This is a genomic window from Roseateles sp. L2-2, from assembly GCF_050613215.1.
Lineage (GTDB): Bacteria > Pseudomonadota > Gammaproteobacteria > Burkholderiales > Burkholderiaceae_C > Roseateles > Roseateles noduli.
In genome coordinates, this window is sequence record NZ_CP192509.1 from 4,802,578 (window position 1) to 4,815,416 (window position 12,839).

A 12,839-nucleotide genomic window follows, 5' to 3' on the forward strand; every position below is an offset into this window, starting at 1 on the left:
CCACTTCCGGACTACTCCATGCGGATCGAACCACCCCGGCACCTGGCCCCTCCGAAGGGCTCGGCCCCTGTGTCCAACGAGATCTCGGAGGCCCTGGGCCGGCGGCTGCGCGCCGGGACGCAGGGCGAGGTGCTGTTCGATGCCGCATCCCGCGGGCGCTACGCCACGGACGCGTCGATCTACCAGATCACGCCGGTCGGGATCCTGGTGCCGCGCACGGCCGAGGACATCGTCGCGGCGATCCAGATCGCGGGCGAGCTCGGCGTGCCGGTGCTGCCGCGCGGCGGCGGCACGAGCCAATGCGGCCAGACCACGGGCGCCGCGCTGGTCATCGACAACACCAAGCACTTTCGCGGGCTGCTCCATGTCGACGTGGCGGCGCGCACCGCGGTCGTCGAGCCGGGCATCGTGCTCGATCACCTGAACGCCGCCCTGAAGCCGCACGGCCTCTGGTATCCCGTGGACGTCTCGACCAGCGCCCAGGCGACGCTGGGCGGCATGGCGGGCAACAACTCCTGCGGGTCGCGCTCCATCGCGTACGGGAACATGGTGCACAACGTGCTCGGCGCGAGCGCCTGGATGGCCGACGGCGAACTGGTGGACTTCGGTCCGGTCGCGCAGGCCACGGGCCGGGCGGTCCGGCTCGCCGGGTTCGTGCGGGACCTGGCCGCGACCCACGCCGCCGAGATCGACGAACGCTGGCCCAAGGTGCTTCGTCGCGTGGCCGGCTACAACCTGGACATCTTCCGAAACCAGAACGAGCGCCCCTACACCGACGACGGCAGCGTCAACCTCGCCCACCTGCTGATCGGCTCGGAGGGCACGCTGGCCTACACCCGTTCCCTCACGCTGAAGCTGAGCGAACTGCCGCGCGCCAAGGTGCTGGGCGTCGTCAACTTCCCGACCTTCCACGCGGCGATGGACGCGGCCCAGCACATCGTCAAGCTGGGGCCGACGGCGGTCGAACTCGTCGACCGCACGATGATCGAGCTGAGCCTCCAGAACCCGGCCTTCCGGCCGACGATTGAGACGGCGCTCATCGGCCGGCCCGCCGCGATCCTGCTGGTCGAGTTCTCGGGCGCGGACAAGGGCGCGCTGCTGCCGAAGCTGAAGGCGCTCGACGAGCTGATCGGCGACCTCGGACTGCCGGGCGCGGTGGTCCGCATGGCGGAGGACGGACCGCAGAAGAACCTGTGGGAGGTGCGCAAGGCGGGGCTCAACATCATGATGAGCCTCAAGGGCGACGGCAAACCGGTCAGCTTCATCGAGGACTGCGCCGTCCCGCTGGAACACCTGGCCGAGTACACCGACGGCCTGACCGAGGTCTTCGCCCGGCATGGCAGTCGCGGCACCTGGTACGCGCATGCGTCGGTGGGCACGCTGCACGTGCGGCCCATCCTCGACATGCGGGTCGACGGCGCGCAGAAGATGCGCGCGATCGCCGAAGAGGCCGGCGCGCTCGTGCGCCGCTACAAGGGCGCCTTCAGCGGCGAGCACGGCGACGGCATCTGCCGCGGCGAGTGGATCGAATGGCAGTTCGGTCCCGCGATCAACACCGCCTTCCGCGCGATCAAGCAGGCCTTCGATCCGGGCGACCTGTTCAACCCGGGCAAGATCATCGACCCGCCGCGGATGGACGACGGCGCGCTGTTCCGCTTCGCGCCGCCGGAATCGCCCCGCCCCTACCGGCGCATCCCCATCACGCCCGCGCTGGACTGGTCCGCGTGGGACGTGCAGGCCGATCCCGTGACGGAGGTGACCACCGCGCCGGGCACCGGCGGCGACGTCACGGGCGGCTTCGCGAAGGCCGTCGAGATGTGCAACAACAACGGCCACTGCCGCAAGTTCGACGCCGGCACCATGTGCCCGAGCTACCGGGTCACCCGCGACGAGCAGCACCTCACGCGCGGACGGGCCAACACGCTGCGCCTGGCGGTTTCCGGACAGCTGGGGCCCGATGCCTTCACCGGCGAGGCGATGCGCGAGACCATGGACCTGTGCGTCGGTTGCAAGGGATGCAAGCGCGACTGCCCGACCGGCGTGGACATGGCCCGGATGAAGATCGAGTTCCTCTCGCACTACAAGGCGCGCAACGGCCACAGCCTCCGGGACCGACTCGTCGCGCACCTGCCGGACTACGCGCGCCTGGCCAGCCGGCTGCCGTGGCTGGCCAACCTGCGCGATCGCTGGCCCGGGGCCGCGCGGATGAGCGAGCGATGGTTGGGCCTGTCGGCCAGGCGGACGCTGCCGAAGTGGCGGTCGGACACCTTCTGGCGGGCGGACCTGCCGTTCTCAACCGGGGAGGAGCTGCTGCGACACGCGGCTGCGGGCGGCAAGGCGGCGGTCCTCTTCGTCGACACCTTCAACGGCAGCTTCGAGACCGAGAACGCCCTGGCGGCCGTGCGCGTGCTGAAGGCCGCGGGCTACGCGCTGCATGCCGTGACCAAGGACGACGGTCATCACTGCTGCGGGCGCACCTTCCTCGCGACGGGCATGGTGGCGCAGGCCAAGGCCAAGGCCGGCGCTCTGATCGAGGCGCTGCTGCCCTTCGCGCAGGCGGGCATCCCGGTGGTGGGCCTCGAGCCGTCGTGTCTGCTGACCTTGCGCGACGAGACCCTGGTGATGGGCCTGGGCGAGCCGGCGCGAACGGTGGCGGGCGTCGCCCTGCTGTTCGAGGAGTTCATCGCCCGGGAGATGGACGCCGGCCACTTCGCGCTGGACCTGAGGCCGGCGGGACGGCCCATCCTGCTGCACGGCCACTGCCATCAGAAGGCCTTCGGCGCGGTCGCGCCCATCCTGCAGGTGCTCCGGCTGATCCCCGAAGCGCAGCCCGAGCTGATCGAGAGTTCCTGCTGCGGGATGGCGGGCAGCTTCGGCTACGAGGCCGGCCACTACGAGGTGTCCATGCAGATGGCCGAGGCCACGCTGCTGCCGGCGGTGCGCAAGCACCCCGACGCGATCGTCGTCGCCGACGGCACGAGCTGCCGGCATCAGATCCACGACGGCGCGCAGCGCGAGGCGCTGCATGTGGCGCGGCTGCTGGATTCGTTGCTGATCAGGGTTTGCCGCTAGCACCCCTCCCCGGCATTCGTAGGAGCATCCCCCGACGCCGCGCTCGGCCAGCGCCGGCCCACGCACACAGGGAGGCCGCCATGACCCGCACCTGGTCGACGCTCGCCGTCGCGCTTTCGATCCTGATCCCGCACTCGTCGGCGCTCGCCGCCGACGCCACGCCGCCGCGCGAGCTGCGCCGCTTCCACGAGATCTTCAAGGAGCTCGTCGAGACCAACACGACGAACTCCTCGGGCAGTTGCACCGTCGCCGCCGAGGCGATGGCCAGGCGCCTCAAGCAGGCCGGCTACGCGGATGGCGACATGCAGGTGATCGTCCCGCCGGACGCGCCGACGAAGGGCAACCTCGTCCTGCGCCTCAAGGGAAGCGGCGAGAAGCGACCGCTGCTGCTGGTCGCGCATCTCGACGTCGTCGAGGCCAAACGCGAGGACTGGACCCGGGACCCGTTCAAGCTCATCGAGGAGAACGGCGTCTACTACGGTCGCGGCACCTCCGACGACAAGTCGCAGGTCGCCACGCATGTGAGCAACATGCTGCGCTACAAGGAGGAGAAGCTCGTCCCGAAGCGCGACATCATCATGGCGCTCACCTGCGACGAGGAGATCATCCCGTCGAAGTGGGACGGCCTGGATTACCTGCTCAAACACCACCGCCCGCTGATCGATGCGGAGCTCGCGCTCAACGAGGGCGGCGGCGGAACGCTTGACAAAGACGAGCGGCCGGTCTCCTACAGCCTGCAGATCGGCGAGAAGGTGTTCGTCGGCTACGAGCTCGAAGCGACGAACCCCGGCGGCCACAGCGCCGTGCCCGTGCGGGACAACGCGATCTACCGGCTCGCCGAAGGTCTGACGCGACTGGCGAAGTTCGACTTCCCCATCCAGTTCAACGACACGACCCGCGCCTACTTCGAACGCGTCGCCAAGCTCGATGCCAACAAGGACATCGCCGCGGACCTGCGCGGGCTGCTGGCGAAGCCCACCGACACCGCGGCGCTGGAGCGCTTGTGGGCCAAGTCGCCGGTCTACAACTCGAGCGTGCGCACGACCTGCGTGGCGACGATGGTCGACGCCGGCCACGCGACGAACGCGCTGCCGCAACGCGCCCGCGCGACGGTGAACTGCCGCATCCTGCCGGGCCAGTCGGCCGAGGAAGTGCAGAAGACGCTCGTGAAGGTGATGGCCGACGAGCGCATCACCGTTCGCGCCACCAACGAGGCGCTGGCCTCGCCGCAGCCGCCGATGTCGCCGCTGGTGATCCAGGCAGTCGAAAGCACCGCCGCGGAGTTCTGGCCCGGCGTGCCGGTGATCCCCACCATGCTGGTCGCAACCACCGACGGCCGCTTCCTCAACAACGCCGGCATCTGGACCTACGGCGTCGGCACTTTCTCAGGCCCGGAGCCGAGCGGCGTGCACGGGCTCAACGAACACATCCGCGTGAAATCGCTGAACGACTTCCAGGAATTCATGTACCGGCTGGGGAAGAAACTGTCGTCATGACGCTGAAGCTCCCCGCCCGTCCGCATTTCGATCTCACGACGGTGCACCTGTTCATCGCCACCGCCGAGCTCGGCAGCGTGACGCGCGCGGCGGAGCGCCTGCACATCGCGCCGGCCGCGGCGTCGCGGCGCATCGCTGAGCTGGAGGCGCAGTTCGGCCTGCCGCTCTTCCTGCGCCGTCCGCACGGCATGGCGCTGACCGACGCGGGCCGCGCCATGCTGGCCCACGCCCGCAACATCATCCACACCGTGCTGCGCATGCAGGACGACGCCGCGTCCTTCGTCGGCGGCGCTCAGGGCGTCGTCCGGCTGGCCGCGCCGAAGTCGGCCGTGCTGCAGTTCGTCCCCGCCGACATCGAGCGCTGCGCCGCCGCCTGCCCCGGCGTGAGCATCGACCTGCAGGAGATGAACAGCCTCAACGTCCAGCAGGCGCTCACGCGCGGCACCGCCGACATCGGCATCTTCGAGGCCTCGCTCGGCGCCGTCGACCTGCCGACGATGCCGTATCGCGGCGATGAACTCGTGCTGGTCGCGCCGCGCGGTCATGCGCTGTTCTCCCACGCGCCGGCGACGCTCGACAACATCCTCGCCTGCGACGTCATCGGGCTCGGCGAGGGCTCCGCCATCTCCGCCCTGCTGGAGAAGCTCGCCAACGAGTCGGGACGCCTGCTGCGCATGCGCATGCGGGTCGGCGGCTTCGACAGCATCGCGGCGCTGATCGCGCAGGGACTCGGCGTCGGCGTGATGCCCAAGGCGGTCGCCAAGGCCGTCGCGGGCGGCACGCGCTTCCTGCGCGTGGAGATCACTGAGCCCTGGGCGCAGCGCCAGTTCGTCCTGTGCTGCCGGCCCGCGGCCAGCCTGTCGCCGGCGGCCGTCAGCGTCGCCGAAGTCTTCGCGCGTACGAATTTCGCGAAACCTGATCCGCCGAATTAGCGATGGCCGGCGCCCCCTCGTTGCTCAATAGTCGCCCCCACAGACCAACGACAACGACGGAGACAACGATGCGCCGCAGAACCTTCACCAGTGCCGGCCTAGGCGCCCTCGCGCTGCCCGCGCTCACGCTCACGCCCGGCCTGCTGCGCGCGGCCCCGCTGCCCACCACGCCGGTGCGGATCATCGTCGGCTTCGCCGCCGGCGGCGGCACCGACGTGCTGGCGCGCGTGCTCGCGCAAAAGCTCAGCGTCATGTGGGGCACGCAGGTGCTGGTCGAGAACAAGCCCGGCGCCACCGGCGTCATCGCCGCCGACTACGTCGCCAAGCAGCCCGCCGACGGCACCACCCTGCTGATGGCCCACGTCAACAGCAATGCGATCGCGCCGGCGCTGATGCCCAACGTCAAGTACGACCCGCGCCGCGACTTCTCGCCCATCGTCATGGTCGGCGTCACGCCCAACGTGCTCACCTGCGTGGACACGCAGAAGGTGCGCACCGTGCCGGAGATCGTCGAGCTCTGCCGCAGCAAGCCCGGACAGGTGTCCTTCGGCTCCTCGGGCATCGGCTCGGCGCAGCATCTGGCGCTGGAGATGTTCATGCTCGCCACCAAGGTCAAGGCCACGCACGTGCCGTACAAGGGCTCGTCCGCGTTGCTGGTCGACCTGATGGGCGGGCAGATCGATTTCGCCTTCGACACGATGACCGCGGCCACGCCCTTCATCAAGCAGGGCAAGGTCACCGCGATCGCGCAGACGCGGGTCAAGCGCGCGAAGAGCTATCCCAACGTGCCGACGCTGGCGGAGTCCGGCTGCCCCGGTCTGGACGCCGCGTCGTGGTACGGGCTGGTCGGTCCGAAGGGGATGCCCGCCGAGATGGTCCAGCGCATGAACCAGGACGTGAACAAGATCCTCGCCCTGCCCGAGATCGCCGCGAAGCTCGATGAATTCGGCGCGGAAGACGCCGGCGGCAGCAGCGAGAAGTTCGGCGCCTACATCCAGGCCGAATGCACGAAGTGGGCGAAGGTCGTGAAGGACGCGAACGTCCGTGTCGAAGCCTGAAGGAAGTACCGATGACCGCATCCACTGAATCGACCGCATCGACTGGAACGACTGAATCCACCCGGCCGTTGCCGCTCAAGGGCGTCCGCGTCCTCGACATCACCCAGGTGATGGCCGGCCCGTATGCCTGCATGCTGCTGGCCGACCTCGGCGCCGACGTCGTGAAGATCGAGCCGCCCGAAGGCGATCAGACCCGCGGCGCGATGGGTTTCAAGATGAAGGGGCCCGACAGCATGGGCTTCCTGAACATGAACCGCAACAAGCGCAGCGTGACGCTGGACCTGAAGTCCGAGGCCGGCAAGGAGGTGCTGCGCCGCATGGTCAAGGACGCCGACATCGTGCTGGAGAACTACCGCCCCGGCGCGATGAAGCGGCTGGGGATGGACTACGAGACGCTCAGCGCCATCAACCCCGCGCTGGTGTACGTGAGCATCTCGGGCTTCGGCCAGTCGGGACCGTGGTCGGAGCGGCCGGGCTTCGACCTGATGGCGCAGGCGATGTCGGGCGTGATGAGCGTGACCGGTTATGCCGACGGCCCGCCGGTGAAGGCCGGCGTGCCGGTGGCCGACATCGGCTGCGCGCTGTTCGCGGTCTACGGCGCGCTGTCCGCCTACATCGGCGCGAAGGCCACCGGGCGCGGGCAGTACGTGGATGCGTCGTTGTTCGACTCGGCGTTGGCCTTCTCGATCTGGGACACCAGCGAGTACTGGGGAACCGGCCGCGAGCCGACGCCGCTGGGGACCTCCAACCGCATGAGCGCGCCGTACCAGGCGGTGAAGGCGTCGGACGGCTACTTCGTGATGGGCGCGACCAACCAGAAGCTGTGGCAGAAGCTCTGCACGCTGCTGGAACGGCCCGACCTGCTGGCGGAAGAGCGCTTCGCCTCCGTCGCGTTGCGGCTCGCGAATCGCGAGGCGCTGATCGAGTCGCTGGAGCGCAGCTTCGGTGAGGACACCACGGAGCATTGGATCGAACGCATGCTGGCCGCAGGCATTCCGGCAGGACCGATCCTGACGTATCCGCAGGCGTTCAACAGCGAGCATGGACGGCATCGCCAGATGCGCATCGAGATCGAGCATCCGATCGAAGGCAGCGTGCCCAACATCGGCTTCGCGGTGAAGCTGCTGGGCACGCCGCAGGAAGTGCGGCATCCGCCGCCGCTGCTCGGGCAGCACATCGACGAGGTGATGGCGGAGTACGGCATCGGCGCGGCGGAGCTGCGCGCGCTGGCGGAGGCCGGCGCGTTCGGGGAGAAGCGCGCGAAGGCGAGCGCATGAGCGAAGGCTCGAACAACACGCCTGGCGAGAGCGCGAGCCAAGGCACCACGCGTCTGAGCCGCGAGGGCGCGATCGCGACGATCACCTTCGATCGGCCCGAGGCGCGCAATGCGATGACGTGGGAGATGTACGGCCAGCTCGCCGCGCATTGCGAAGCGCTCGCGCGCGATCGGGAGATCCGCGTGGTGGTGTTCCGCGGCGCGGGCGGTCAGGCGTTCGTCGCGGGCACCGATATCGCGCAGTTCCTCGCCTTCCGCGACGGCGAGCTCGGCGGCGAGGATGGCGTCGCCTATGAGCAGCGCATCGACAGCGGCATCGAGCTCGTCGAGCAGCTGCCGATGCCCACCGTCGCAGTGATCGAAGGCTGGGCGGTCGGCGGCGGGCTCGCGATCGCCACGGCCTGCGACTTCCGCATTGCGACGACGGATGCGAAGTTCGCGGTGCCCATCGCGCGCACGCTGGGGAATACCTTGTCGGCGGCCAACATCGCGCGGCTGCAGGCCGCGTGGGGAACACAGCGCGTGCGGCGCATGCTGCTGCTCGCCGAATCGATGCTCGCGGATGAAGCGCTCGCGTGCGGCTATCTGCATGCGGTCTGCGCCGCCGAGGAACTGGACGCGACGCGGGACGCGCTCTGCGACAAGCTGAGCCCGCTCGCACCGGTGACGCAAGCGGTCAGCAAGGAAATCCTGCGCCGCCTCACGTCGAGCAACCTGCCCGACGTCGACGACCTGATCCGCCAGTGCTACGGCAGCGAGGACTTCCGGGAAGGTGTTGCGGCGTTCACGGAGCGCAGGAAGCCGGTGTGGCGGGGTGCTTAGACCCCGACCCTCACCCCTGCCCTCTCCCGCGGTGCGGGAGAGGGGGCAAGAAGGATGAAGCACTTCCACGGCCGCTGGCCCTCACCCCTGCCCTCTCCCGCAAGCGGGAGAGGGAGTAAGAAAGGTGGCGCCATCGGGAGGTCAGCTCGGTGCATTCTCACTCCCTCTCCCGCTTGCGGGAGAGGGCGGGGGTGAGGGCCAGCAGCCTGAGCAGTCAGTCGGAAATGCCGAGCTCCGCCTGGATCTTCGCCACCACCGCCTTCAGTTGATCGAGTTCGGCGCGCAGCGCGGCGATCTCTTCGTCGCGCGCGCTGTTCGATGACGAGTTGGCGCTCGACGACGACGCCGATGCCACGTACACGGGCACGGCCGGCTCACCGCTCAGCAGATGCGCCCATCGCGCCTCGCGCGCGCCGGGCGCCTTCGCCAGCTTCACCGCCAGCGCGGGCTCGCGCGCCGCAAGCTCTTCGAGGAATCCCTCCACCGACGACACATCCGCGAAGCGGTGCAGCCGCTCGCAGTTCAGCCGCAACTCCGCCGACGTCTGCGGCCCGCGCAGCATCAGCACCGCCAGCAGCGCTTCCGCCTGCCCCGGCACCCCCAGCACCCGCTTCATGTTGTGCTCGAAGCGCGCCACGCGGCTGCCGCTCACGCTGTTGACCAGGCTCATCGCCTTCAGCTCGTCCAGCACCGCGGCCACATCCGACTCGCTCGCGTTCATCACCGGATCGCGCGCGGTCTTCTGGTTCACGCCCAGGGTCAGGCTGTTCAGCGACATCGGGTAGCTGTCCGGCACCGTGGACTCCTTCTCCACCAGCACCGCCAGCACGCGCGCTTCCAGCGCGCTCAGTTCTCTCACAGCCATCGGCTCGCTTTTTTCCTCAAACTCCGAATCCGTCGTCCGCCTGGATGATCGCGCCGTTGATGAAGCGGCTTTCCTTCGCGCACAGCATCAGCAAGGTCGTGTCCAGGTCCTGCGGCGTGCCCACGCGCTTGCGCGGCAGCAGCTCCACCAACTTGCGTCCCTGATCGGTCTGCCAGTGGTGGTGGTTGATCTCCGTGTCGATGTAGCCGGGGCAGATCGCGTTGACGTTGATGTCGAACTTGCCCCACTCCAGCGCCATCGCCTTGGTCATGTGGATGACCGCCGCCTTGCTCATCGCATAGACGCCGATCTGCGACAGCACCCGCAACCCCGCCATCGACGCGATGTTGACGATGCGGCCGCCCGTGTACGTGCCCGGCGCCGCGCCGCGCGCCCGCGCCAGCATGCGCTTGCCCACTTCCTGCGCGACGAAGAACGCGCCGCGCACGTTCGTGTCCATCACGTAGTCGAAATCCTCCGGCGACACGTCCACCAGACGCTGCGTCGTGCTGACGCCGGAGTTGTTGATCAGGATGTCCAGCGTGCCGACTTCCGTCTCCGCCCGCGCCACCGCCGCGGCGATGCTCTCGAGGTCGGTGACGTCCATCTGCACCACGTGCGCGTCGCCGCCGCCGGCCTCGATCTCCGCACGCAGGTCCTTCAGGCGGTCCACGCGTCTGGCCGCCAGCACCACGCAGGCGCCCGACTTCGCCAATGTCCTGGCGAACTGCGCGCCCAATCCGCTGGACGCGCCCGTGACGAGGGCCACGCGGCCCTCCAGATCGATGCTGTAGCTCATGGCAAGGTCTCTCGCAAAACTTCTCGTGTGACCGGACAGGTGCCGGTCACGATAGCACGCAAGACCCGCCCCGCGATGACGCCGACGTCAGCCGGCGTCAGCCGCCCATCACCCGGCCATCACCCGGCCATCACCGTCTCGATCTCCATCTTCACCTGCGTCATCAGCTTGTGCACCGGACACTTGTCCGCCACCGCCAGCAGCTGCTGGCGTTCCTCGTCGCTCAGCGTGCCCACGAAGGTCAGCGACGCCTTCAGCTTATAGAGCCCCTGGCGCTCCTGCGAGCGGTCGCTCTCGACGTCCACCAGCACGTCCTCCAGCGCCATGCCCTTGCGGCGCGCGTACCAGAGCACCGTCAGCGCCTTGCACGACGCCAGCGCGGCGTCGTAGAGCTCGTGCGCGTCGGGGCCGGCGTCCTCGCCGCCGCCGTCGACCGGCTGGTCGGCCGTCAGCACGTGCTGGCGGATGCTCACCGTCTGGCGCATCGGCCCGGTCTTGTCGCGTTGAACGTGAATGCTCATGAGGGTCCTCGGTTCTAAGGCTTGAATGATGAATCGCTTCGCGGCCATGGTACGGCGCGTGCCCCTGGCGAAGGAGCCCCATTCGGGTCGTCCCGGATGAAGCTCGCGCTATCGACACCCCTCTCTATTTCATAAATAGCACGACCGTTCTTTTTTCCGATCACGCGGCTAGAATGCGCCGCAAACCGCCCCAGCCAGACAGCGAGCCGGCCCCGCCGCCTCGCCGGTGCACGGCCAGGACTCCGACTAGAACGAGCAAGGATGACCATGACCTCCGAAGAACTCATCGCCCAGTACGGTCCGCGCGACAGCATGGACTACGACGTGGTCGTCGTCGGCGGCGGTCCCGCCGGCCTGTCGACCGCGATCCGCCTCAAGCAGATCGCCGCGGAGAAGGGCCAGGAGATCTCGGTGGTGGTGCTCGAGAAGGGCTCGGAGGCCGGCGCGCACATCCTGTCCGGCGCGGTCATGGATCCGCGCGCGATCACGGAGCTGTTCCCGAACTGGAAGGAACTCGGCGCGCCGCTGAGCCAGGCCGTGACCGCGGACCAGGTGCTGTTCCTGAGCGAGTCCGGCCAGACCGACACGCCGCAGGCGCTGATCCCGCGCTGCTTCCACAACCACGGCAACTACGTGATCTCGCTGGGCAACGTCACGAAGTGGCTGGCGCAGCAGGCCGAGGCGCTGGGCGTGGAGATCTTCGCCGGCTTCGCCGCCGCCGAGATCGTCTACGACGAGCAAGGCCGCGTGAAGGGCGTCGCCACGGGTAACGTGGGCGTGGGCAAGGACGGCGAGCCGCATGAGGGCTTCCAGCTCGGCATGGAGCTGCACGGCAAGTACACGATCTTCGCGGAAGGCGCGCGCGGCCACCTGGGCAAGCAGCTGATCGCGAAGTTCCAGCTCGACGCCGGCAAGGATCCGCAGACCTACGGCATCGGCATCAAGGAGCTGTGGGAAGTGCCGGCCGACAAGGCCAAGCCCGGCCTGGTGGTGCACACCGCCGGCTGGCCGCTGGACAACGCGACCTACGGCGGCGGCTTCCTGTACCACCTGGAAGGCAACAAGGTGACGCTGGGCTTCGTGGTCGGCCTCGACTATCAGAACCCGTGGATGTCGCCGTTCGAGGAAATGCAGCGCTGGAAGACGCATCCCTCGATCCGCAAGCACATCGAGGGCGGCAAGCGCCTGGGCTACGGCGCGCGCGCGATCACCGCCGGCGGGCTGCTGAGCCTGCCCAAGCAGGTCTTCCCGGGCGGCGCGCTGGTCGGCGACGACGCCGGCTACCTGAACGCCGCGCGCATCAAGGGCAGCCATGCCGCGATCAAGTCCGGGATGATGTGCGCCGACGCGATCGCCGAGGCGCTGGCCGCGGGCCGCTCGCACGACGAGCTGAGCGCCTACCCGGCGGCCTTCGAGAAGAGCTGGCTGCGCGAGGAGCTGGATCAATCGCGCAACTTCAAGGCCTGGTTCAAGAAGGGCACGATCGTCGGCTCGCTGATGACGGGCATCGAGCAGTGGCTGCTGCCCAAGCTCGGCCTCAAGACGCCGCCGTGGACGCTGCACCGCGACAAGCCCGATCACGTCTTCCTGCGTCCCGCGTCGGAGATGCCCAAGATCGAATATCCGAAGCCCGACGGCAAGCTGACCTTCGACCGGCTCTCGTCGGTGTTCGTGTCCAACACGAACCATGAAGAGAACCAGCCGGCCCACCTGACGCTGAAGAACGACGGCGTGCCGGTGCAGGTCAACCTGGCGAAGTACGCGGGTCCCGAGGCCCGCTACTGCCCGGCCGGCGTCTACGAGTTCGTCGGCGATGCGGGATCGCAGCGGCTGCAGATCAACGCGCAGAACTGCGTGCACTGCAAGACCTGCGACATCAAGGACCCGACGCAGAACATCGTCTGGGTCACGCCGGAAGGCGGCGGCGGTCCGAACTACGTGAGCATGTGATCAGCGGCGGCTGCAACGCCGCCCTCGCCCCACAAAGAAAAGGCCCGC

The 12,839-nt window shown here is 68.8% G+C and carries 10 protein-coding genes; 7 read left to right on the forward strand and 3 right to left on the reverse strand.

Going from position 1 to position 12,839, the window contains the following annotated elements; genetic code table 11:
• Positions 1–18: 18 nt before the first annotated feature.
• From ACQZ13_RS21365 to ACQZ13_RS21390, 6 genes are all read left to right on the forward strand, one after another.
• A complete protein-coding gene (locus ACQZ13_RS21365; protein ID WP_431047938.1) occupies positions 19–3,072 on the forward strand; it encodes an FAD-binding and (Fe-S)-binding domain-containing protein in 3,054 nt (1,017 codons plus the stop codon).
• Between the two features lie 80 nt (positions 3,073–3,152).
• Positions 3,153–4,568 (forward strand): M20/M25/M40 family metallo-hydrolase, encoded by a 1,416-nt coding sequence (locus tag ACQZ13_RS21370; protein ID WP_431047940.1) that lies wholly within the window; start codon positions 3,153–3,155, stop codon positions 4,566–4,568.
• Positions 4,565–5,500 (forward strand): LysR family transcriptional regulator, encoded by a 936-nt coding sequence (locus ACQZ13_RS21375; protein WP_431047942.1) that lies wholly within the window; start codon positions 4,565–4,567, stop codon positions 5,498–5,500. Before ACQZ13_RS21370 ends, ACQZ13_RS21375 begins: the two co-directional genes overlap by 4 nt.
• Positions 5,501–5,568: 68 nt before the next feature.
• A complete protein-coding gene (locus ACQZ13_RS21380; RefSeq protein ID WP_431047944.1) occupies positions 5,569–6,558 on the forward strand; it encodes a Bug family tripartite tricarboxylate transporter substrate binding protein in 990 nt (329 codons plus the stop codon).
• 11 nt (positions 6,559–6,569) lie between these two features.
• Positions 6,570–7,835, forward strand: a complete 1,266-nt coding sequence (locus ACQZ13_RS21385) for a CaiB/BaiF CoA transferase family protein (RefSeq protein WP_431047946.1) — start codon at positions 6,570–6,572, stop codon at positions 7,833–7,835.
• Positions 7,832–8,656, forward strand: a complete 825-nt coding sequence (locus ACQZ13_RS21390) for an enoyl-CoA hydratase/isomerase family protein (RefSeq protein ID WP_431047948.1) — start codon at positions 7,832–7,834, stop codon at positions 8,654–8,656. The genes ACQZ13_RS21385 and ACQZ13_RS21390 overlap by 4 nt, the downstream gene beginning before the upstream one ends.
• A 214-nt stretch (positions 8,657–8,870) precedes the next feature.
• Here the strand turns inward: ACQZ13_RS21390 and ACQZ13_RS21395 are convergent, their stop codons facing one another.
• The 3 genes from ACQZ13_RS21395 to ACQZ13_RS21405 all read right to left on the reverse strand — a co-directional run bounded on the left by ACQZ13_RS21395 (position 8,871) and on the right by ACQZ13_RS21405 (position 10,841).
• Complete coding sequence (locus ACQZ13_RS21395) at positions 8,871–9,521, reverse strand: YceH family protein (RefSeq protein WP_431047950.1); 651 nt, start codon at positions 9,519–9,521, stop codon at positions 8,871–8,873.
• Between the two features lie 16 nt (positions 9,522–9,537).
• A complete protein-coding gene (locus ACQZ13_RS21400) occupies positions 9,538–10,320 on the reverse strand; it encodes an SDR family oxidoreductase (RefSeq protein WP_088405239.1) in 783 nt (260 codons plus the stop codon).
• Between the two features lie 119 nt (positions 10,321–10,439).
• Positions 10,440–10,841 (reverse strand): OsmC family protein, encoded by a 402-nt coding sequence (locus tag ACQZ13_RS21405; RefSeq protein WP_431047953.1) that lies wholly within the window; start codon positions 10,839–10,841, stop codon positions 10,440–10,442.
• 267 nt (positions 10,842–11,108) lie between these two features.
• Between ACQZ13_RS21405 and ACQZ13_RS21410 the strand changes: the two genes are divergently transcribed.
• Positions 11,109–12,791: a 4Fe-4S dicluster domain-containing protein gene (locus ACQZ13_RS21410; protein WP_431053326.1), complete on the forward strand. Its 1,683-nt coding sequence runs from the start codon at positions 11,109–11,111 to the stop codon at positions 12,789–12,791.
• The last annotated feature ends 48 nt before the right edge of the window (positions 12,792–12,839 follow it).

Coding starts and splice junctions, on each gene's coding strand:
- ACQZ13_RS21385 (WP_431047946.1), top strand. CDS start 6,570: ATGACCGCATCCACTGAATCGACCGCATCGACTGGAACGACTGAATCC.
- ACQZ13_RS21370 (WP_431047940.1), top strand. CDS start 3,153: ATGACCCGCACCTGGTCGACGCTCGCCGTCGCGCTTTCGATCCTGATC.
- ACQZ13_RS21400 (WP_088405239.1), bottom strand. CDS start 10,320: ATGAGCTACAGCATCGATCTGGAGGGCCGCGTGGCCCTCGTCACGGGC.
- ACQZ13_RS21375 (WP_431047942.1), top strand. CDS start 4,565: ATGACGCTGAAGCTCCCCGCCCGTCCGCATTTCGATCTCACGACGGTG.
- ACQZ13_RS21365 (WP_431047938.1), top strand. CDS start 19: ATGCGGATCGAACCACCCCGGCACCTGGCCCCTCCGAAGGGCTCGGCC.
- ACQZ13_RS21410 (WP_431053326.1), top strand. CDS start 11,109: ATGACCTCCGAAGAACTCATCGCCCAGTACGGTCCGCGCGACAGCATG.
- ACQZ13_RS21380 (WP_431047944.1), top strand. CDS start 5,569: ATGCGCCGCAGAACCTTCACCAGTGCCGGCCTAGGCGCCCTCGCGCTG.
- ACQZ13_RS21390 (WP_431047948.1), top strand. CDS start 7,832: ATGAGCGAAGGCTCGAACAACACGCCTGGCGAGAGCGCGAGCCAAGGC.
- ACQZ13_RS21395 (WP_431047950.1), bottom strand. CDS start 9,521: ATGGCTGTGAGAGAACTGAGCGCGCTGGAAGCGCGCGTGCTGGCGGTG.
- ACQZ13_RS21405 (WP_431047953.1), bottom strand. CDS start 10,841: ATGAGCATTCACGTTCAACGCGACAAGACCGGGCCGATGCGCCAGACG.